General features: G+C 39.5%; 12 protein-coding genes, 2 tRNA genes and 2 rRNA genes. 2 read left to right on the forward strand and 14 right to left on the reverse strand.

The window, feature by feature from the left end; all coding sequences use genetic code 11:
- Window positions 1-92: 92 nt before the first annotated feature.
- The 7 genes from LF886_RS22325 to folE form a co-directional block, all read right to left on the reverse strand.
- Window positions 93-2,853 (reverse strand): 23S ribosomal RNA (locus LF886_RS22325).
- Between the two features lie 204 nt (window positions 2,854-3,057).
- Window positions 3,058-3,131 (reverse strand) — tRNA-Ala (locus tag LF886_RS22330).
- A 101-nt stretch (window positions 3,132-3,232) separates the two neighbouring features.
- Window positions 3,233-3,306, reverse strand: a tRNA-Ile gene (locus tag LF886_RS22335).
- A 179-nt stretch (window positions 3,307-3,485) separates the two neighbouring features.
- Window positions 3,486-5,003, reverse strand: a 16S ribosomal RNA gene (locus LF886_RS22340).
- Together the 16S and 23S rRNA genes with 2 tRNA genes alongside form the textbook arrangement of a ribosomal RNA operon.
- 1,232 nt (window positions 5,004-6,235) lie before the next feature.
- Window positions 6,236-7,702, reverse strand: a complete 1,467-nt coding sequence (cysS, locus tag LF886_RS22345; protein WP_236851867.1) for a cysteine--tRNA ligase — start codon at window positions 7,700-7,702, stop codon at window positions 6,236-6,238.
- Window positions 7,703-7,827: 125 nt separating this feature from the next.
- Entirely contained in the window at window positions 7,828-8,259 is a 432-nt protein-coding gene (locus tag LF886_RS22350; RefSeq protein WP_236851869.1) for a DinB family protein, read from the reverse strand.
- A 3-nt stretch (window positions 8,260-8,262) separates the two neighbouring features.
- Window positions 8,263-8,931: a GTP cyclohydrolase I FolE gene (folE, locus tag LF886_RS22355; protein WP_034725871.1), complete on the reverse strand. Its 669-nt coding sequence runs from the start codon at window positions 8,929-8,931 to the stop codon at window positions 8,263-8,265.
- Window positions 8,932-9,032: 101 nt separating this feature from the next.
- Here folE and LF886_RS22360 point away from each other — a divergent pair, with 101 nt between their 5' ends.
- Window positions 9,033-10,184: a hypothetical protein gene (locus LF886_RS22360; RefSeq protein WP_236851871.1), complete on the forward strand. Its 1,152-nt coding sequence runs from the start codon at window positions 9,033-9,035 to the stop codon at window positions 10,182-10,184.
- 91 nt (window positions 10,185-10,275) lie between these two features.
- Window positions 10,276-10,959, forward strand: a complete 684-nt coding sequence (locus tag LF886_RS22365) for a hypothetical protein (protein WP_236851873.1) — start codon at window positions 10,276-10,278, stop codon at window positions 10,957-10,959.
- A gap of 53 nt (window positions 10,960-11,012) precedes the next feature.
- Here the strand turns inward: LF886_RS22365 and metF are convergent, their stop codons facing one another.
- The 7 genes from metF to LF886_RS24215 form a co-directional block, all read right to left on the reverse strand.
- Complete coding sequence (gene metF, locus LF886_RS22370) at window positions 11,013-11,972, reverse strand: methylenetetrahydrofolate reductase [NAD(P)H] (RefSeq protein ID WP_103232873.1); 960 nt, start codon at window positions 11,970-11,972, stop codon at window positions 11,013-11,015.
- A 7-nt stretch (window positions 11,973-11,979) separates the two neighbouring features.
- Window positions 11,980-14,640 (reverse strand): methionine synthase, encoded by a 2,661-nt coding sequence (gene metH, locus LF886_RS22375; protein WP_236851875.1) that lies wholly within the window; start codon window positions 14,638-14,640, stop codon window positions 11,980-11,982.
- A gap of 96 nt (window positions 14,641-14,736) precedes the next feature.
- The gene (locus LF886_RS22380; protein ID WP_236851879.1) at window positions 14,737-15,759 is read right to left on the reverse strand and encodes a homocysteine S-methyltransferase family protein; all 1,023 of its coding nucleotides are present in this window, start codon (window positions 15,757-15,759) and stop codon (window positions 14,737-14,739) included.
- Window positions 15,734-16,117, reverse strand: coding sequence for a four helix bundle protein (locus LF886_RS22385; RefSeq protein WP_236851880.1), 384 nt, complete (start codon window positions 16,115-16,117; stop codon window positions 15,734-15,736). The genes LF886_RS22380 and LF886_RS22385 overlap by 26 nt, the downstream gene beginning before the upstream one ends.
- A 29-nt stretch (window positions 16,118-16,146) precedes the next feature.
- Entirely contained in the window at window positions 16,147-17,307 is a 1,161-nt protein-coding gene (locus LF886_RS22390) for an O-succinylhomoserine sulfhydrylase (RefSeq protein WP_236851881.1), read from the reverse strand.
- Window positions 17,308-17,419: 112 nt separating this feature from the next.
- Window positions 17,420-18,958, reverse strand: coding sequence for an ACT domain-containing protein (locus tag LF886_RS24210; RefSeq protein ID WP_236851882.1), 1,539 nt, complete (start codon window positions 18,956-18,958; stop codon window positions 17,420-17,422).
- A gap of 5 nt (window positions 18,959-18,963) precedes the next feature.
- Window positions 18,964-19,902, reverse strand: coding sequence for an alpha/beta fold hydrolase (locus LF886_RS24215; RefSeq protein WP_236851883.1), 939 nt, complete (start codon window positions 19,900-19,902; stop codon window positions 18,964-18,966).
- Window positions 19,903-19,930 lie beyond the last annotated feature (28 nt).

Below are 19,930 nucleotides of genomic sequence, written 5' to 3' on the forward strand. Positions count from 1 at the left end.
GCTTCCTAATAGCTAACATCTGCTACCTGGTTTATTTTCGATAAAAACTTTCACAAAGAGGTAACCTTGCTGCACTTCCGTGCGCCATATTAGGCTATAAATCTACGGGTAATTAGTACTACTTGGCTATGACATTACTGTCTTTACACCTATAGCCTATCAACGTCGTCATCTCCAACGACCCTTAAAAGATGTCTCATCTTGAGGCGAGTTTCGCACTTATATGCTTTCAGTGCTTATCTCTTCCAAACGTAGCTACTCAGCAGTGCACCTGGCGGTACAACTGATACACCAGAGGTTTGTTCAATTCGGTCCTCTCGTACTAGAATCAAGCCCTCTCAAACATCTAACGCCCGCAATAGATAGAGACCGAACTGTCTCACGACGTTCTGAACCCAGCTCGCGTGCCACTTTAATGGGCGAACAGCCCAACCCTTGGGACCTTCTCCAGCCCCAGGATGTGACGAGCCGACATCGAGGTGCCGAACCTCCCCGTCGATGTGAGCTCTTGGGGGAGACTAGCCTGTTATCCCCGGAGTACCTTTTATCCTATGAGCGATGGCCCTTCCATACGGAACCACCGGATCACTATGTCCTGCTTTCGCACCTGATCGACTTGTTGGTCTCACAGTCAAGCACCCTTATGCCATTACACTCTACGCACGGTTACCAAGCGTGCTGAGGGTACCTTTGAAAGCCTCCGTTACTCTTTTGGAGGCGACCACCCCAGTCAAACTACCCACCACGCAATGTCCTTCTATTAAGAAGTTAGGCTCCAAGTAAGTAAAGGGTGGTATTTCAACGTTGGCTCCACCTACACTAGCGTGCAAGCTTCAAAGCCTCCCACCTATCCTACACATTACTTACTCAAAGTCAATACGAAGTTATAGTAAAGGTTCACAGGGTCTTTTCGTCCCATTGCGGGTACTCGGCATCTTCACCGAGACTACAATTTCACAGAGCTCATGGTTGAGACAGTGCCCAGATCGTTACACCATTCGTGCAGGTCGGAACTTACCCGACAAGGAATTTCGCTACCTTAGGACCGTTATAGTTACGGCCGCCGTTTACTGGGGCTTCAGTCAATGCCTTCGGTTTAACCCTAAGCACCTTCCTTAACCTTCCAGCACCGGGCAGGTGTCAGACCCTATACTGCATCTTTCGATTTTGCAGAGTCCTGTGTTTTTGATAAACAGTCGCCTGGGCCTCTTTACTGCGGCCACCATTGCTGATGGCGTCTCTTCTCCCGAAGTTACGAGACTATTTTGCCTAGTTCCTTAACCATGATTCACTCTAGCACCTTAGGATTCTCTCCTCGACTACCTGTGTCGGTTTTGGTACGGGTTGCTTCACTTCGGCTTTTCTTGGAAGCACTTTCCCTACAGCAGCTTCGCCCGAAGGCTAGGCCTTGACTATTCCGTCAGTCTCCAGTAAGTACGGCACTCCGTCCCCTTTTTAGTGTGAGCAAGTATGGGAATATTAACCCATTGTCCATCCACTACCCCTTTCGGGTTCGCGTTAGGTCCCGACTAACCCTCAGCTGATTAGCATGGCTGAGGAAACCTTAGTCTTTCGGTGAGCGGGTTTCTCGCCCGCTTTATCGTTACTTATGCCTACATTTTCTTTTCTATCCGCTCCACAATACCTCACAGTACTGCTTCAGCGCAAATAGAATGCTCTCCTACCAGATATACCCCTAAGGTATAAATCCATAGCTTCGGTAATATGTTTATGCCCGATTATTATCCATGCCGGACCGCTCGACTAGTGAGCTGTTACGCACTCTTTAAATGAATGGCTGCTTCCAAGCCAACATCCTAGCTGTCAATGCAGTCCAACCGCGTTGCTTCAACTTAACATATATTTTGGGACCTTAGCTGTTGGTCTGGGTTCTTTCCCTCTCGGACATGGACCTTAGCACCCATGCCCTCACTGCCGTAGAACATTTATTAGCATTCGGAGTTTGTCAGGAATTGGTAGGTGGTGAAACCCCCGCATCCAATCAGTAGCTCTACCTCTAATAAACTTATATACGACGCTGCACCTAAATGCATTTCGGAGAGTACGAGCTATCTCCCAGTTTGATTGGCCTTTCACCCCTACCCACAGGTCATCCGAAGACTTTTCAACGTCAACCGGTTCGGTCCTCCACTCTGTGTTACCAGAGCTTCAACCTGCCCATGGGTAGATCACAAGGTTTCGCGTCTAATCCTACTAACTATACGCCCTATTCAGACTCGCTTTCGCTCCGGCTCCGGTACTTAATACCTTAACCTCGCTAGTAAAATTAACTCGTAGGCTCATTATGCAAAAGGCACGCCGTCACACCATATAGGTGCTCCGACCGCTTGTAGGCGTACGGTTTCAGGTTCTATTTCACCCTTCTATTCGAAGTGCTTTTCACCTTTCCTTCACAGTACTTGTTCACTATCGGTCTTTCAGGAGTATTTAGCCTTGGAGGATGGTCCCCCCATATTCAGACAGGATTTCACGTGTCCCGCCCTACTCATTTATCACTCAAATATGCCTTTCATTTACGGGGCTATCACCCTCTACGGCTGTTCTTTCCAGAACATTCTATTAAACATATATTAGCTTTTGGGCTAATCCGCTTTCGCTCGCCACTACTTACGGAATCTCTTCGATTTCTTTTCCTCCGGGTACTTAGATGTTTCAGTTCTCCGGGTTTGCTCCTCCTAAGAGGTGACTGGTCTTCAACCAGCCGGGTTGCCCCATTCGGACATCTGCGGATCAATTCGTGTGTGCCAATCCCCGCAGCTTTTCGCAGCTTACCACGTCCTTCGTCGCCTCTGAAAGCCTAGGCATCCGCCATACGCCCTTAACGATTTCTTTCCTAATAATTATATTAGTTCAGTATTTTTTGATAAATTAAAATTTATCGATATTTTTATAAACTCGGCACTCGAAAGTGCTCGGTTATCTCTTTGTGATGTCTTTACCGTTAATGTCAATGATCTTAATGTCTTCTTGTCCAACTGATGAACAGATATTGTTTTTGGCTCTATCCGTAACTTTTAAATCAGTCTTCCAAAACTGTGGAGAATAAGGGAGTCGAACCCTTGACCTCCTGCGTGCAAGGCAGGCGCTCTAGCCAGCTGAGCTAATTCCCCCTCTAGTAGAAATTTTAAATTTTAAATGATAAATTTTAAATGAAACAGCAATGTCGTAATTTAAAATCTATAATTCTTAATCTATAATTCCCTATAATTAGTAGTCTCGGGCAGGCTCGAACTGCCGACCTCTACATTATCAGTGTAGCGCTCTAACCAGCTGAGCTACGAGACTTTTTATGAGTAATGGGGATAAGTAAGTACTCTCTCCATTTCTCAATCTCTTCCCTATACTAATTTCTAGTGGGTTTTGTATTTTTAATATAACCAACCAAACAAAAAACTAAAGCTATACTTTAAGTAAGTACATGTATCTTGCGATACTAATTTTGTTTATCGTCTAAAGACGCTCTAAAATGAGATGTTCCAGCCGCACCTTCCGGTACGGCTACCTTGTTACGACTTAGCCCTAGTTACCTGTTTTACCCTAGGCAGCTCCTATTACGGTCACCGACTTCAGGTACCCCAGACTTCCATGGCTTGACGGGCGGTGTGTACAAGGCCCGGGAACGTATTCACCGCGCCATGGCTGATGCGCGATTACTAGCGATTCCAGCTTCATAGAGTCGAGTTGCAGACTCCAATCCGAACTGAGACCAGCTTTCGAGATTTGCATCACATCGCTGTGTAGCTGCCCTCTGTACTGGCCATTGTATTACGTGTGTGGCCCAAGGCGTAAGGGCCGTGATGATTTGACGTCATCCCCACCTTCCTCTCTACTTGCGTAGGCAGTCTCACTAGAGTCCCCAACTTAATGATGGCAACTAGTGACAGGGGTTGCGCTCGTTGCAGGACTTAACCTAACACCTCACGGCACGAGCTGACGACAACCATGCAGCACCTTGAAAAATGTCCGAAGAAAAGTCTATTTCTAAACCTGTCATTTCCCATTTAAGCCTTGGTAAGGTTCCTCGCGTATCATCGAATTAAACCACATAATCCACCGCTTGTGCGGGCCCCCGTCAATTCCTTTGAGTTTCATTCTTGCGAACGTACTCCCCAGGTGGCTAACTTATCACTTTCGCTTAGTCTCTGAATCTTAAAGACCCAAAAACGAGTTAGCATCGTTTACGGCGTGGACTACCAGGGTATCTAATCCTGTTCGCTCCCCACGCTTTCGTCCATCAGCGTCAGTTGTTGCTTAGTAACCTGCCTTCGCAATTGGTGTTCTAAGTAATATCTATGCATTTCACCGCTACACTACTTATTCCAGCTACTTCAACAACACTCAAGACCTGCAGTATCAATGGCAGTTTCACAGTTAAGCTGTGAGATTTCACCACTGACTTACAGATCCGCCTACGGACCCTTTAAACCCAATAAATCCGGATAACGCTTGCACCCTCCGTATTACCGCGGCTGCTGGCACGGAGTTAGCCGGTGCTTATTCGTATAGTACCTTCAGCTACTCTCACGAGAGTAGGTTTATCCCTATACAAAAGAAGTTTACAACCCATAGGGCCGTCGTCCTTCACGCGGGATGGCTGGATCAGGCTCTCACCCATTGTCCAATATTCCTCACTGCTGCCTCCCGTAGGAGTCTGGTCCGTGTCTCAGTACCAGTGTGGGGGATCACCCTCTCAGGCCCCCTAAAGATCGTAGACTTGGTGAGCCGTTACCTCACCAACTATCTAATCTTGCGCGTGCCCATCTCTATCCACCGGAGTTTTCAATATCAACTGATGCCAGTCAATATATTATGGGGTATTAATCTTCCTTTCGAAAGGCTATCCCCCAGATAAAGGCAGGTTGCACACGTGTTCCGCACCCGTACGCCGCTCTCAAGATTCCGAAGAATCTCTACCGCTCGGCTTGCATGTGTTAGGCCTCCCGCTAGCGTTCATCCTGAGCCAGGATCAAACTCTCCATTGTATGTTTGTCTGACTCACTCAAAGTTTTGACGCTTTAGTTTTTCCTTACTTGGTTGTTATATTGTATGTCAATGATCTTTATATCTTTCGCTTTTTAACGATGCAATCTTCTCTGTCAGTGTTGCTCCGTATTTGCGAGTGCAAAAGTAAAACTTTATTTCTATTTGACCAAATGTTTTTGAAGAAAATTTTAAAGTTTTTTAAGTAACCTTAATCCCTCTTCTCATCACCTAATCTTCCACTCCTGCGCTCCCTTAATTGGGACTGCAAAGATAAGAACTTTATTTCAACTCGCAACTTTTTAAATAAAAATGTTGAAGTTTTTTTTGCTCTTCCCTTTTGAAGTTTCTTATTGTTTCTGCTTATCTAAAAGCTTCTCTGCGCTACTGAATGTCTTTCGTTTTTCAGTGGGGCAAAGATAGATACTTACTACACACCACGCAACTTTATTTAACATAAATTTTACCTTTTATTAATATTAAGCCCTAAACTGCTGGAAGGCAGAGAGAAAAATTTTAAACATTTGTTTGGAAGATCCGGAGGGAGAGGACAAGTGGGAGCGTTGGAGGGTCGGAGAGTGTTTTGAGAGGGGTTGAGGATGGGATAAATGTATAATGTATAATGGAAGGTATACCTATATATAATAGAAGAGGCTCTTTTAAAAACAAATATTCTTTATTTAAGTTTCGGCTAAAGCCAAAAAGGAGGTTTTCTTTTTATTAAATAGGTTAAAACCCGTTTCTATTGAATTTTTATGCCTGGATGATTATCTGGAGAGGATAATGATTACTTGTTGATAGGATCATCAACCACAGATCGCGCGGATTTGCACAGAGGATGATGGTATAATATATAAGAGAGAAAGTTGATGATACAGAAGACATCTATTCATAACCTAAAACCTGGAATTGTAACCTCAAAACCAAAACGCGAAACCCGAAAATCATCATTCATCATTTATAATTTATAATTCCCTCCCCTAGCCCTGATAGCAATGGTTACCCCGCAGCTTGCGTTGGAGAGTGGTTGGGCTGGAGGGGCGGAGAGCGCTGGAGCGAGGAGTAGGAATGGATAGCAGGAATAGCTCCTAAGAAAGTTGGAGAGTTTGAAGGTTTGAGGAATTGAAGAGTTAAGGAACGGTTTGGTCTTGTAAGGGGAGAAAAAAACATTCCGTAAGAATCCTGAGTATGTGGGATTCCTACGGAATGGTGATTCTAAAACGAAGTTGTATTTTTAGTTCAGAACATAGGATGTTCCGTCTCTTCCGTCTTTTAATTCTATTCCTTCTGCAAGAAGTTTGTCTCTGATCTGATCTGAAAGATCAAAGTTTTTAGATTTCCTTGCCTGATTTCTAAGCTCGATAAGGACTTTCAAAGTCTGATCTAGCTTTTCATTATTATTTTCTTCTATAGCCTGTAGACCTAAGACATCAAATATAAGAGCATTCAATGTTGTTTTTAAATCTTCCAGGTCTTGTGTAGAGATTGTCTCTTTGTCATCATTTAAGGCAAAGATATATTTCACAGCCTCAAATAGGTGAGCGATCAGGATTGGAGAGTTGAAATCATCTGTTAAAGCCTCATATGCTTTGTTCTTCCACTCTTTCAAGTTGAAGCCAGACTGTTTTGCATCGTCTGGAGTGACAGAATTCAATACTTTGACAGCTTCCATCAACCTAATGAATCCTTTTTCGCTGGCAATCATGGCATCGTTTGAAATATCCAAAACACTTCTGTAATGTGCCTGCAGGAAGCAGAAACGTACAATTGTCGGATGGAAAGGTTTTTCAAAGAAGTCATTATCACCTGTAACCAGCTGCATTGGAAGAATATAGTTTCCTGTAGACTTACTCATACGCTGAGAGTTCATTGTCAGCATATTAGCATGCATCCAGTAGTTTACCGGTGCTGCGTCATTGCAAGCTTTCCCCTGTGCAATTTCACATTCGTGGTGAGGGAATTTAAGGTCCATCCCTCCTCCATGGATATCAAATGTTTCACCTAAGTATTTCGTACTCATCGCAGTACATTCAAGATGCCATCCCGGGAATCCTTCTCCCCAAGGAGAATTCCATCTCATGATGTGAGCCGGCGATGCTTTTTTCCACAATGCAAAGTCCTGTGGATTTTTCTTTTCACCTTGACCATCAAGATCTCTGGTATTAGCAAAAAGCTCTTCTATATTACGTTTTGAAAGTTCACCATAGTTCAATCCTCTTCTATTGTATTCTAATACATCAAAGTATACCGAACCATTGCTTTCGTAGGCGAAGCCTCTTTCAATCAGCTTTTGAGTCAGTTCGATCTGCTCAACGATATGACCGGTAGCTGTAGGTTCAATATTGGGAGGCAAAAGGTTGAACATCTCCAGTACTTTATGGAAATCTACTGTATATTTTTGTACAATTTCCATAGGCTCCAGCTTTTCAAGTCTGGTTTGTTTTACGAATCTGTCATTCTCTACATTTCCATCATCGGTAAGGTGGCCTGCATCGGTGATATTTCTTACATATCTTACTTTATACCCCAAATGCATCAGGGTGCGGTAAATAAAATCGAAAGAAAGGAAAGTTCTTACATTTCCCAAATGCACATTGCTGTACACTGTAGGTCCGCAGACATACATTCCGATATTTCCTTCTAAAATAGGTTTGAATATTTCTTTTTCCGCTGTAAGGGAGTTATATATTTTTAATTGCATTTATTTTTAAGTTAAAAGATTTAATAGTTTTAAAGATTCAAAAATTAGTTAAAAAATAATTCTGTCACAACAAATAATTGTTGCGATGAAAATTTTATCGGAAACTTTTTTAAATTTTATCATAATTAAATCGCTTTTAAATGATGCTGCAAATGGTCTACATAATCATTGATAATGAATTCCAGTGTAAAAACCCGAGGCTCCGTTTTGGTAGTATCGCAGGTTCTTTGTAATGCTTCATCCGGGATATTTTCAACTATATGAACAATCTGATAGTTCAGCGACTTCCACAGATCAATAAGATCCACAGTCGGAACATTATGGTAGTCCTGAGCTTTTACCCAAAAATTCTGATCGTATACAATATTTTCGTTCTCTTTATATTGAGTGACAACAAATCTACGGATATTTGTAAAAGCGCTGTCACAAAGATGGCCAATAATTTCTTTTTTAGACCATTTTTCTGATGAAATTCTATATGACCATTCTTCTTCAGTGATATTTTGAAATCTCTGAAGTTCGGCATCAATAATATTCTTAAGAATTTGGTAGTTCATTGTCTAATAATCCAGTTTCGCATGACTTCCTACATAATGTAAGAATTCTTGTCTTGTAATAGGGTTTGTTCTGAAAATACCACTTAATTCTGCAGTAATTGTAGAACTTGCCGTATCTTTAATTCCACGGCAGTTTACACAAAGGTGTTTTGCATCAATGATACACGCTACGTCTTTTGTTCCCAATGCTTCTTTCAAAGCATCTACAATCTGCATGGTAAGCCTTTCCTGAACCTGTGGTCTTTTCGCATAATAATCAACAATCCTGTTAATTTTTGAAAGGCCGATCACTTCCCCATTGGAAATATAAGCAACGTGTGCTCTTCCTATGATAGGTAAGAAGTGGTGTTCACAAAAAGAATATACGGTGATATCTTTTTCCACCAGCATCTGGCGGTATTTATATTTATTGGAGAAAGTGGAAATTCCTGGCTTATTTTCCGGAAGAAGTCCTCCGAAAATCTCGTTCACATACATTTTGGCAACACGTTTGGGAGAATCTTTCAGAGAATCATCTGTCATATCCATTCCTAGTGTTTCCATAATCTCGCCAAAAAGCTCAGTAATTTTTTCTATTTTTTCCTGTGGCGATTTATCAAAAGCATCTTTCCTTATAGGCGTATGTTCTTTTCCAGTGAAAATATCATCGTCGTTATCAGTAAAATCAACCATTTTTATTTAATTTGCAGCAAAAATACGGATAATATCTATTTCTCTATTTCAAATATGATGAAAAACATTATCTTTTATAGCCATTTCTGATTAAAAAGCCTATGATTATTGTCGAAGAAGTACAAAACCAACTCCATAAAAGGGAATTTCTTGAATTCCCAGCAAAAATTTATCAACACGACAAAAATTACATCCGACCTTTAGATAAGTATATTGAAGAGATTTTCGATCCTGAAAAGAATAAATTCTTTAAAAATGGGGAGTGCAAAAGATTTCTGTTTAAAAGGAATGATAAAACGGTTGGTAAAGTAGCCGTTTTTATCAATACCCTCTATGAACAAAAGCAACCTACAGGAGGAATTGGTTTTTTCGACTGTATCAATGATCGGGAAACTGCCAATTTTATTTTTGATCATTGTAAAAACTGGCTTCAGGAAAAAGGAATGGAAGCGATGGACGGCCCTATTAATTTCGGGGAACGGGATAAATTCTGGGGACTTTTAATTGAGGGTTTTATTGAACCTTTGTTTGGAATGAATTACAACCTTCCCTATTACAAAGATCTTTTTGAGAATTATGGGTTTCAGATTTACTTTGAACAGCTTTGTTTTACCAGACCTGTTTTTGCCGAAGTTTCAAGAATTTTCACGATTGCTCATGAAAAAAACAGAAGAAATCCTGCTATTTCGGCCCGACCTATGAAAAAGAATAATCTGGCCAAGTTTGCAAAAGATTTTACTGAAGTTTATAATAAGGCATGGGCTTGCCATGGAGAAGGGAAACATCTGGAAGAAGCTAAGGTTTTGAAAATGTTCAATACGATGAAACCTATTATCAATGAGCATATTTCCTGGTTTGTATATGAAAATGAAAACCCTATTTCTATGTGGATCAACATTCCGGACCTCAACCAGTGGTTTAAATATTTGAATGGAAGATTCGGCATTTTTGAAAAGCTTAAATTTTTGTTCTTAAAAAGATTCAAAAAGAATGAGAAAATGGTTGGGCTTGTCTTCGGTGTTGTTCCGGAATGGCAAAAGAAAGGGATTGATGGGTATATGATCTGGGAAGGAACTCAGCATTTGAGAAAACATACAGATTTCAAGATTACAGAACTGCAGTGGATTGGCGATTTTAATCCTAAAATGATCAAGATTGCAGAAACTTTGGATACTACTGTTACCAGAAAGCTGGCTACCTACCGGTATTTGTTTGACAGGAATAAAGAGTTTGAGAGACACCAGGATTTATAATTAAAGAACAATTCTTTCTTTTCATTTATTTTAATGGAATATTTGTACTTTTGAAAGTAATTTCTTAGTAAACTAAATAAAACCATATACAATGAGAAAAATCATTATCAGTATCTTATTAGTATCCTTCATTCCTCTTTCTGCACAGCAGATGACGACATTGAGTTATGACGGATCACGATTACTGAATCACACCTTTTATCAGAATGGAGATTCAAACAGTAAGGGAATCAGCTATGATGACATACAGGGCACTCCTTACTATGACAAAGTATTTTCACCCGCTAAATTTATTGTTGCTGACAGAGCAGAATCTGCTGTAGCACGTTATAATACATATTTTGATGAAGTTGAGTTCAAGAAGGATGAAGAAACTTATTCTTTAGTTCCGGACAGCCCTTTTACCAGAATTGAATTTACCCGAACAAAAGAAACATTGGTAAAGCTTGACACTGGCGATGATCTAAAAGGATATTTCTTTGAACTGGTTAATGGTAAAAATACACTTTATAAAAAAGTAAAAACAGAATTTAAAAAGGCTTTTGCTGCCAGAAATTCATACGAATCGGACAGACCTGCAAGCTTTAATGCAATGGATCCTGTTTATTATATTAAAACAGAGTCAGGATATATTAAGAACCCAAGGAAAGTAAAAGAGATAGCGGAAGCTTTTCCGGCGAAAAAAGATGATATTGAAAAGTTCGCGAAATCTAATAATATTAAAATAAATAAAGAACCAGACCTCATCAAACTGGTTAAGTTCTTAAATCAATAAAAAATAAACCCCTGTGAAAATTCACAGGGGTTCCTTCATTTTTGGTACTTTTATTAGAATAGCTCACCCGCTATTTTTTTGATATTATCACTTTTCCCCATCGAGTAAAAGTGCAGAACAGGAACTCCAAAATCTAAAAGTTCTTTGCATTGGGTAATCGCCCATTCTATTCCGATCTGCTTCACAGCTTCATTATTTTTTGCATTTTCCACTGCATTGATCAGTTCTTCGGGAAGGTCTATTTTGAATACCTGTGGCAGAATTTTCAAATGCTTCTTTGTTGCAATCGGTTTTATCCCTGGAATGATAGGAACTGTAATTCCCATTTCTCTTGCTTTCTGAACGAATTCTATATACTTTTTATTGTCATAAAACATTTGGGTAACGATATAATCTGCTCCGGCATCTACTTTTTGTTTCAGCCACTTCAGATCATAATTCATGGAAGGGGCTTCCATATGTTTCTCCGGGTATCCTGCAACACCGATACAGAATTTATTAAGCTCATCACAAATCTGCTCTTCGTTATGAAGATATTTTCCTCTTCCCAGGTTATTAATCTGATTCACAAGATCCATTGCACTTGCGTGCCCTCCCTGAGTAGGCTCAAAATACTGATGCCCTTTCATCGCATCACCTCTTAAAGCCATTACATTGTCTATCCCTAGGTACATACAGTCTACCAAAAGATATTCTGTTTCTTCTTTCGTGAACCCTCCGCAAAGCAAATGTGGAACAGTATCTACATTATATTTATGTTGAATAGCAGCACAGATTCCCAATGTTCCGGGACGCATTCTTGTAATACGACGTTCCATGAGCCCATTTCCTTTGTCCAGATAGATATATTCTTCTCTGGATGTGGTAACGTCAATAAAAGGCGGCTTGAATTCCATCAAAGGATCTATATTGGTATAGAGATCTTCAATCCCGATTCCTTTCTGCGGCGGAACAACTTCTAAGGAGAACAATGTTTTTCCATTTGCCTTTTTAATGTGTTCTGTTATCTTCATTTTAATTTTAATCTGCTAAATTTGGTGACAACCATTTTCTCGCTTCCTGGAGACTACAACCTCTTCTGGCGGCGTAATCTTTAAGCTGGTCTTCTGTAATTTTTCCTAATCCGAAATATTTGGCATGCGGACTTCCGAAATAATATCCGGAAACAGATGCTGTTGGAAACATGGCAAGGCTTTCTGTAAGGAAAACGCCCGTATTCTCTTCTACTTTTAAAAGATCCCAGATTGTTTTCTTCTCCAGGTGGTCAGGGCAAGCGGGATATCCTGGTGCCGGACGGACTCCTTTGTATTTTTCCGCAATTAATTCTTCATTGCTTAAGCTTTCCTGATTCGCATATCCCCAATATTCTGTTCTGACTTTTTTATGTAAAAATTCGGCGTAGGCTTCTGCAAAACGGTCTGCCAAAGCTTTTACCATGATAGAATTGTAGTCATCATTAGCCTTTTCATATTCATTGGACAATTCATCGGTCCCAAAACCTGTTGTTACACAAAATGCTCCCACGTAATCGGTTTTTCCAGAGCTTTGAGGAGCAATAAAATCACTTAAAGCCAGATATTCTTTTCCTTTTGATCTTTGAGCCTGCTGTCTTAAGGTTAGAAACTTAGCCTGTTCTTTATTATTTTCATCAAAAATCAAGATATCATCGGACTCATTGGAATTGGCTTTGAAGATTCCGAAGATCGCTTTTGCGGTCAACAGTTTCTCATCCAGAATTCTCTTTAGAATAACCTGAGCATCTTTGAATAATTCTTTAGCCTGAGCACCTACCACCTCATCTTCCAAAATATTTGGATATTTTCCGTGTAGATCCCAGCTTCTGAAAAACGGTGACCAGTCAATGAAAGGAAGAAGCTCCCGCAGATCCTGATTTTCAATTACTTTTATTCCTATAGTATTCGGAGTGAAAATATCTTCGTTTTCCCAATCAATTTTAAAATGGTTTTCTCTTGCTTCTTCAATAGAAACATAATCTTTATCCACTTGTCTGTTCAGGAACTTTTCTCTGAAATCGGAATAGTCATTCTTTAAATCCGAAACATATTCTTTATTTCTGTCACCCAATAATGAGCTTACGACGTTTACAGCTCTTGAAGCATCATTCACGTGAACGACAGCATTTTTATATTTTAAATCGATTTTTACTGCGGTATGTGCCTTTGAAGTGGTAGCGCCTCCGATCAATAAAGGAAAATCTAAATTTTGTCTTTCCAATTCAGATGCGATATATACCATTTCATCTAAACTTGGTGTGATCAATCCGCTTAATCCAATAACGTCTACTTTTTCTGCAATAGCCGTTTGAATGATTTTTTCGGCCGGAACCATCACTCCAAGGTCAACGATTTCATAGTTGTTACAACCCAGAACGACACTCACAATATTTTTACCGATATCATGAACATCTCCTTTTACAGTGGCCATTAAGATTTTTCCATTAGCCGGCCTTGCCCCGTCTTTTTCAGCTTCTATATAAGGTTGCAAATAAGCCACAGCTTTTTTCATTACCCTTGCAGACTTTACAACTTGTGGAAGGAACATTTTTCCGCTTCCGAATAGATCTCCTACAACCCCCATTCCTGTCATTAGATTAATTTCTATAACATGAAGCGGTCTTGCTGCTAATTGTCTTGCTTCTTCTACATCTTCTTCAATAAAACGGTCGATACCTTTTACCAATGCATAGGTAATTCTTTCCTGTAATGGATTGTTTCTCCACTCCAAGTCTTCGGTCTTCTCTTTTTTGACCGATTTATGTTTTTCCGAATAGTCGAGAAGTCTTTCTGTAGCATCTTCTCTTTTATCAAGTATTACGTCTTCTACAAGTCCTAGTAATTCCTTATTGATTTCATCATAAACCTCCAGCATCGCCGGGTTTACAATACCAATGTTCATCCCTGCCTGAATAGCGTGGTAAAGGAATACGGAATGCATAGCTTCTCTCACGGTATCATTTCCACGGAAAGAGAAGGAAACATTGCTCACTCCCCCACTCACGGATGCATAAGGAAGATTTTGTCTTACCCAGCGCGTAGCTTCAATAAAGTCGATGGCATTTCTTCTGTGCTCATCCATTCCCGTTGCTACAGGAAAGATATTTAAGTCGAAAATGATATCTTCTGCCGGAAAGCCAAGCTGATTGACTAAGATATCATAAGAACGTTTTGAAATTTCAACTCTGCGTTCAAAACTGTCAGCCTGCCCTACCTCATCAAATGCCATGACAATGACTGCTGCCCCATATCTTTTTATGGCTTTGGCATGTTTTATAAATTCTTCCTCACCTTCTTTTAAGCTGATCGAATTCACCACACATTTTCCCTGAGCTACCTGAAGACCTGCTTCCAAGATTTCCCATTTGGAAGAGTCTACCATGATTGGAATTCTTGCAATATCCGGTTCGGAGGCAATTAAGTTCAGGAATTTGACCATGGATGCTTTTCCATCGATCAATCCATCATCGAAGTTGACATCCAGAATCTGGGCACCTCCTTCTACCTGATGACGGGCAATATCTAATGCTTCAGAGAATTTCTCCTCCTTAATCAGTCTTAAAAACTTTTTGGAACCCGCAACGTTAGTCCTTTCACCAACATTGATGAAATTACTCTCCGGAGTTATGATAAGAGGCTCTAGGCCTGATAATCTTAAATACTTCATTTTATTTTTCTAAAATATAGTAGGCATTATGGTATTCTGCCTCAATCAATTCCTGTGGTTGCTTAAAAGCTGTAATCACAGGAAATTTCTTGCATGCTAAATAATGTTCTTTAGCAAATTCCCCGCTTTCCTTGGCGGATATTGCTCGACAAGATCAGCTATCGCTTTAATATGTTCGGGAGTCGTACCGCAGCATCCCCCGATAATATTGATCAATCCTTTTTCCACATATTCTTTGATCTGTCTGGCCATATCTTCAGGAGTTTCATCATATTTTCCGAAAGCATTTGGTAAACCGGCATTCGGATAAGCTGAAACATAGAATTCTGAATTATGAGCCAGAGTTTCAAGGTAAGGAGTCAGCTGATCTGCTCCCAATGCACAGTTGAAACCTACACTTAATAAATTCAGGTGGGAAACAGAGATCAGAAAAGCTTCTGCCGTCTGCCCACTCAATGTTCTTCCTGAAGCATCTGTAATGGTTCCTGAAACCATGATCGGAATTTTTATTCCTCTTTCATCCTGTAATTCGTCAATAGCAAATAATGCAGCTTTCGCATTCAGTGTATCAAAGATGGTTTCTACCAAAAGGATATCTGAACCTCCATCCAACAAAGCTTCACACTGCTGCCTATAAGCCACTCTCAATTCTTCAAAAGTAATAGCTCTGTATCCGGGATCGTTAACATCCGGGCTTAAGCTTGCCGTTCTGTTGGTAGGTCCGATAGATCCAGCTACGAATCTCGGCTTATCAGGATTTTGTGCGGTGTATTCGTCACAGGCTTTTCTGGCAATCTTTGCAGACTCATAGTTCAGATCATATACCAAATCTTCCATGTGATAATCTGCCATAGCAATCGTAGTTCCTGAAAACGTGTTGGTTTCAATAATGTCAGCTCCGGCTTCCAGATATTTCTTGTGAACCTCTTCAATGGCTTGGGGCTGTGTAAGAGAAAGCAGGTCATTATTTCCTTTTACAGGATGCTCCCAGTCTTTGAAACGTTCTCCACGGTAATCTTCCTCTTCAAACTTGTATCTCTGAAGCATCGTTCCCATCGCACCGTCAAGAATTAAGATTCTTTCGGATAAAGCTTTATATAATTGTTCTGAATTTTTCATTTTCTATCAATTTATAGTTTATAAATCCGCTGACCAGTTTTTTACATAAGAGGATTTTGTTATTGATTATTTCAAAATCTTCTTTAGAAATATAGTGTTGATCTGCAGCAAAATGGAATTGAGTTTCCAGTTTATAAAGAGATTTCCCGGCAATATGTAGAAACTGTAAAGTATCTTCATGAGCCTGTCTTCTACTTCCTTCCGTTATATTGAACGAAACTGAAGTTGCCATTCTTCTTATTTGACTCGTTAAAGCCAATAATTCTTCTTTAGGAAAACTTGTAGTAATGATATAAGCTAGATTAACCAACTTTCTTCCTTCCCTCCAAATTGCTAATTCTGTGTAGTTTCTATCCATTTGGCTCTTTATAAACTGTCAACGATTAACTAATCTAAAGCCTGTTTCAGATCTGCAATGATATCTTCTACATTTTCCAATCCTACAGAGCAACGAACTAGTCCTGCTGTAATTCCTACTTCATTTCTCTCTTCTTCTGACAGTTTAGAGTGGGTAGTGGATGCCGGATGGGTAACGATCGTTCTTGTATCACCTAAGTTGGCGGATAGCGAGCACATTTGTATCTTATCTAAGAAGTTTCTTCCTCCTTCTATTCCTCCTTTTATTTCAAATGCTACGATATTTCCTCCAAGCTTCATCTGCTTTTTGGCTACTTCATAACTTGGATGGGATTTCAGGAAGGGATATTTTACCAGTTCAACATTAGGATGGCTTTCTAAAAACTCAGCTACCTTCAATGCGTTTTCACAGTGTTTTTCTACACGAATTGCCAATGTTTCCAGGCTTTTTGATAACACCCAGGCATTAAAAGGAGACAATGCAGGTCCTGTATTTCTTGCGAAAAGATAAATTTCTCTGATCAGGTCTTCTTTTCCTACTGCTATTCCCCCTAGTACTCTTCCCTGTCCGTCAATCAATTTCGTAGCTGAATGTACAACAACATCTGCACCATATTTGATTGGCTGTTGAAGGTAAGGTGTTGCAAAACAATTATCTACAATGAAAATAAGATTATGCTTTTTTGCAATCTGTCCGAAAAACTCAAGATCCAGGATTTCAATCGCTGGATTGGTAGGCGTTTCAAGGTATAATATCTTTGTATTGGGTTGAATATATTTTTCAACATTCTGAGCATCTTCCGCTTTGAAATAAGAAGTTTCAATATTCCATTTCGGGAAATACTTGGTAAACAAAGTATGTGTAGATCCGAATACAGACTGACAGCTTACAATATGATCTCCGGCATTCAAGAGTGCAGCAAATGTAGAATAGATGGCTGCCATTCCTGTTGCAAAGGCATATCCGGCTTCTGCACCTTCCATCTTAGCAATCTTATCTGTAAACTCTGTCACATTCGGATTAGAGAAACGGCTGTATAGATTTTTAGGTTTTTCTTCTGCAAAGCTTGCTCTCATATCTTCTGCATCCTGAAATATAAAGCTGGAGGTAAGATATAATGGCGTGGAATGTTCATCAAACTGAGATCTTTCAGTCTGGGTTCTTATTGCTGATGTTTCAAAATTTTCCATATAGTTTTAATTGGTCAATTTCACAGTGTAGCCATCAGATTCTTCGCTATGCTCAGAAGGACAATTGCCGTTATGGTTACACTGCCAAATTGGTAGATTGTTACATTAAATATTATTTAGTTTCACTTACTCTTAAAATATCTCCGAATACTCCTCTAGCTGTTACTTGTGCTCCGGCTCCGGCTCCCATAATCACGATTGGATTTTCTCCATAGCTTTCTGTATAAATTTCAAAGATAGAATCGGAACCTTTTAACTGTCCTAATGCTGAAGTTGCAGGAACTGAAATCAATTTCACATCCAATTCACCTTTATCTTTCTGCAAGTCACCATGTAAGTCACCCACATATCTCAACACATGGCCAGGCTCCTGATTTTCTTTAATTTTCTGGTATTCTTCATCCAGTTCATCCAATCTTGAAAGAAATTCTGATTTTGAAACTTCAAGTAAGCTTTCCGGAACAAGGTTTTGGATATTAATATCACCGAACTCATTGATCAGGTCTAGTTCTCTTGCTAAAATCAATAGTTTTCTTGCTACATCATTTCCGGATAAGTCTTCTCTCGGATCCGGTTCTGTATAGCCTTTTTCCAAAGCTTCGTTGACAATTGCTGAAAATTTATCATCTCTCAAAGAAAAATTATTGAATACATAGCTCAGTGTTCCTGAGAATACTCCTTTGATTCTTGTGATATTTTCTCCTGAAAGGTGTAATAATTTTATGGTATCAATTAACGGTAAACCTGCACCAACATTAGTTTCATACAGATAACGTCTGTTGTTTTTACTCAACGTATATCTTAGTTTTCTGTACTCTTCAATTGGAAGGGTATTGAAAATTTTGTTGGAAGAAACCAGATCAAATCCGTTTTCTGCTAAAGCATGGTAGTTCTTCACAAAATCCTTACTCGCTGTGTTATCCACAACAATCAGGTTCTCCAGTTGATTTTCATTAGAGAAATTGATCAGTTCTTCTACATTCGATGGATGTTCTGCTGTCAAAACCTCATCACCCCAATTGGCATCAAATCCTTTTTTGTTGAAGGCAATTTTCTTTGAATTGGCTACCGCAACTACTCTAAGGTCTATTTTTTTACGTTTTTTAATTTCTTCTGCAGATTCCAAGACTTGTTGTATCAATGTCTTTCCTACATTTCCGTGACCAATGATTGCCAGATGAACTGTCTTTGGTTTTTTGAAAATTTCAGATTCTATGATGTTTTTTGTTTTTTCATCCTGTGAAGAAGTCACTACGATATTAACTCTGTTTTCTCCGGCTACCTGATTCAGCAATAATGGGAAAACATTGTTTCTTGCCAGTTCGGCAAAGACTTTATTGAAATCTTCTGCTACAAAACCGATCACAGAAACATTATTGATACTATAGATTTGAGAAACTTTTCCAGATTTTCTTTCTGCTTCGAACTCATCAATAAGACAAGCGACTGCTTTTTCTGCATCAATTTCCTGAACCAAAATAGAAATTCCGTTTTCTATGGCCTGTTGAGAGATTACTCCTACACTGATGCGCGCTAAAGTAAGCGCTTTAAAAATTCTTCCGTCAATCCCGATTTCTCCCAGGAAATCTTCTCCTTCAAATTTGATGATTGATCTGTTCTTCAAAAATTTTATTTCGTTAGCATTTTTCATTACTTCTATAAAATGTTTTTTATGATATTATTTAATTGTTGATATTCCATTAGGAAGGCGTCATGCCCGTGTATAGATTGGATCTCGTGATAAGAAACATCCTTATTTTTCTCTTTTAAGTTTTCAAAACACATTCGGATTTCAGAAGCCGGGAAGAATAAGTCTGTATCTACGGAGATCATGTGCATTCGTGCTTCGATCTTCTCCAGTGCTTTTTCATCAGTATTAATATTCATCAAGAGATGGTTCATCAGTTTGTATGCCTTTAAACTAAACCTTTCGTTTAATGCATTACCATGATAAACCAGCCAGTCTTCTGATTCCAGGCGTTGTTTGTCCTGATTATATTGGTTTTGAAATCTATCGTTGAGTGATTGTGGAGTTCTATAACAGAGCATCGCATGAATTCTTGCTTTCTGTAATGGTTCATCTTTATCATTCAATAAAAACTTTTGAACCAGACATTGAGCATGAAGCCAGTCGTGTGTTCTGTAATCACAGGCTATGGGGATAAATATTTCTGCAAGATCCGGCTGCTTAGCAAGCATTTCCCATGCAATTCCCCCTCCAAGAGAGCCTCCAATAATGGCATATATATTTTTGATATGTAAAGCTTCAAGTCCTTTCAGAAATATCGCTGCGATATCTGAAGGTGTAAAGTCTTCATAGTCTTCAATTAAAAAATCGTCATAACCGTTTCCGGGTATATTGAAACACAGAACAGTATATTGATCGGTATCAACAAGCTGATTTTCTCCCACCAATTGTTTCCACCATCCTTTTTCTCCCGATACATTTGAGTTTCCGGTAAGAGCATGGTTGATTAGAATGATGGGTGCTGTAAACAGATCTTTCCCAAAAAGCTGATAGCTTAATGAGATATGATATTCCTTTTGGGAATAAGTTTGATACGAAAGATTAATATAGTTTAGTTCTGTTTTCAATTCTATTATATTTTAATACAAATACAAT

Source organism: Chryseobacterium sp. MEBOG07, assembly GCF_021869745.1.
GTDB classification, from domain to species: Bacteria; Bacteroidota; Bacteroidia; order Flavobacteriales; family Weeksellaceae; genus Chryseobacterium; species Chryseobacterium viscerum.

Excerpts from the sequence above, each read along its gene's own strand:
- LF886_RS22360 (WP_236851871.1), top strand. The coding sequence starts at position 9,033 with ATGATTATTGTCGAAGAAGTACAAAACCAACTCCATAAAAGGGAATTT.
- LF886_RS22350 (WP_236851869.1), bottom strand. The coding sequence starts at position 8,259 with ATGAACTACCAAATTCTTAAGAATATTATTGATGCCGAACTTCAGAGA.
- LF886_RS22390 (WP_236851881.1), bottom strand. The coding sequence starts at position 17,307 with ATGGAAAATTTTGAAACATCAGCAATAAGAACCCAGACTGAAAGATCT.
- LF886_RS22380 (WP_236851879.1), bottom strand. The coding sequence starts at position 15,759 with ATGAAAAATTCAGAACAATTATATAAAGCTTTATCCGAAAGAATCTTA.
- folE (WP_034725871.1), bottom strand. The coding sequence starts at position 8,931 with ATGGTTGATTTTACTGATAACGACGATGATATTTTCACTGGAAAAGAA.
- LF886_RS22385 (WP_236851880.1), bottom strand. The coding sequence starts at position 16,117 with ATGGATAGAAACTACACAGAATTAGCAATTTGGAGGGAAGGAAGAAAG.
- LF886_RS24210 (WP_236851882.1), bottom strand. The coding sequence starts at position 18,958 with ATGAAAAATGCTAACGAAATAAAATTTTTGAAGAACAGATCAATCATC.
- metF (WP_103232873.1), bottom strand. The coding sequence starts at position 11,972 with ATGAAGATAACAGAACACATTAAAAAGGCAAATGGAAAAACATTGTTC.
- LF886_RS22365 (WP_236851873.1), top strand. The coding sequence starts at position 10,276 with ATGAGAAAAATCATTATCAGTATCTTATTAGTATCCTTCATTCCTCTT.
- metH (WP_236851875.1), bottom strand. The coding sequence starts at position 14,640 with ATGAAGTATTTAAGATTATCAGGCCTAGAGCCTCTTATCATAACTCCG.
- cysS (WP_236851867.1), bottom strand. The coding sequence starts at position 7,702 with ATGCAATTAAAAATATATAACTCCCTTACAGCGGAAAAAGAAATATTC.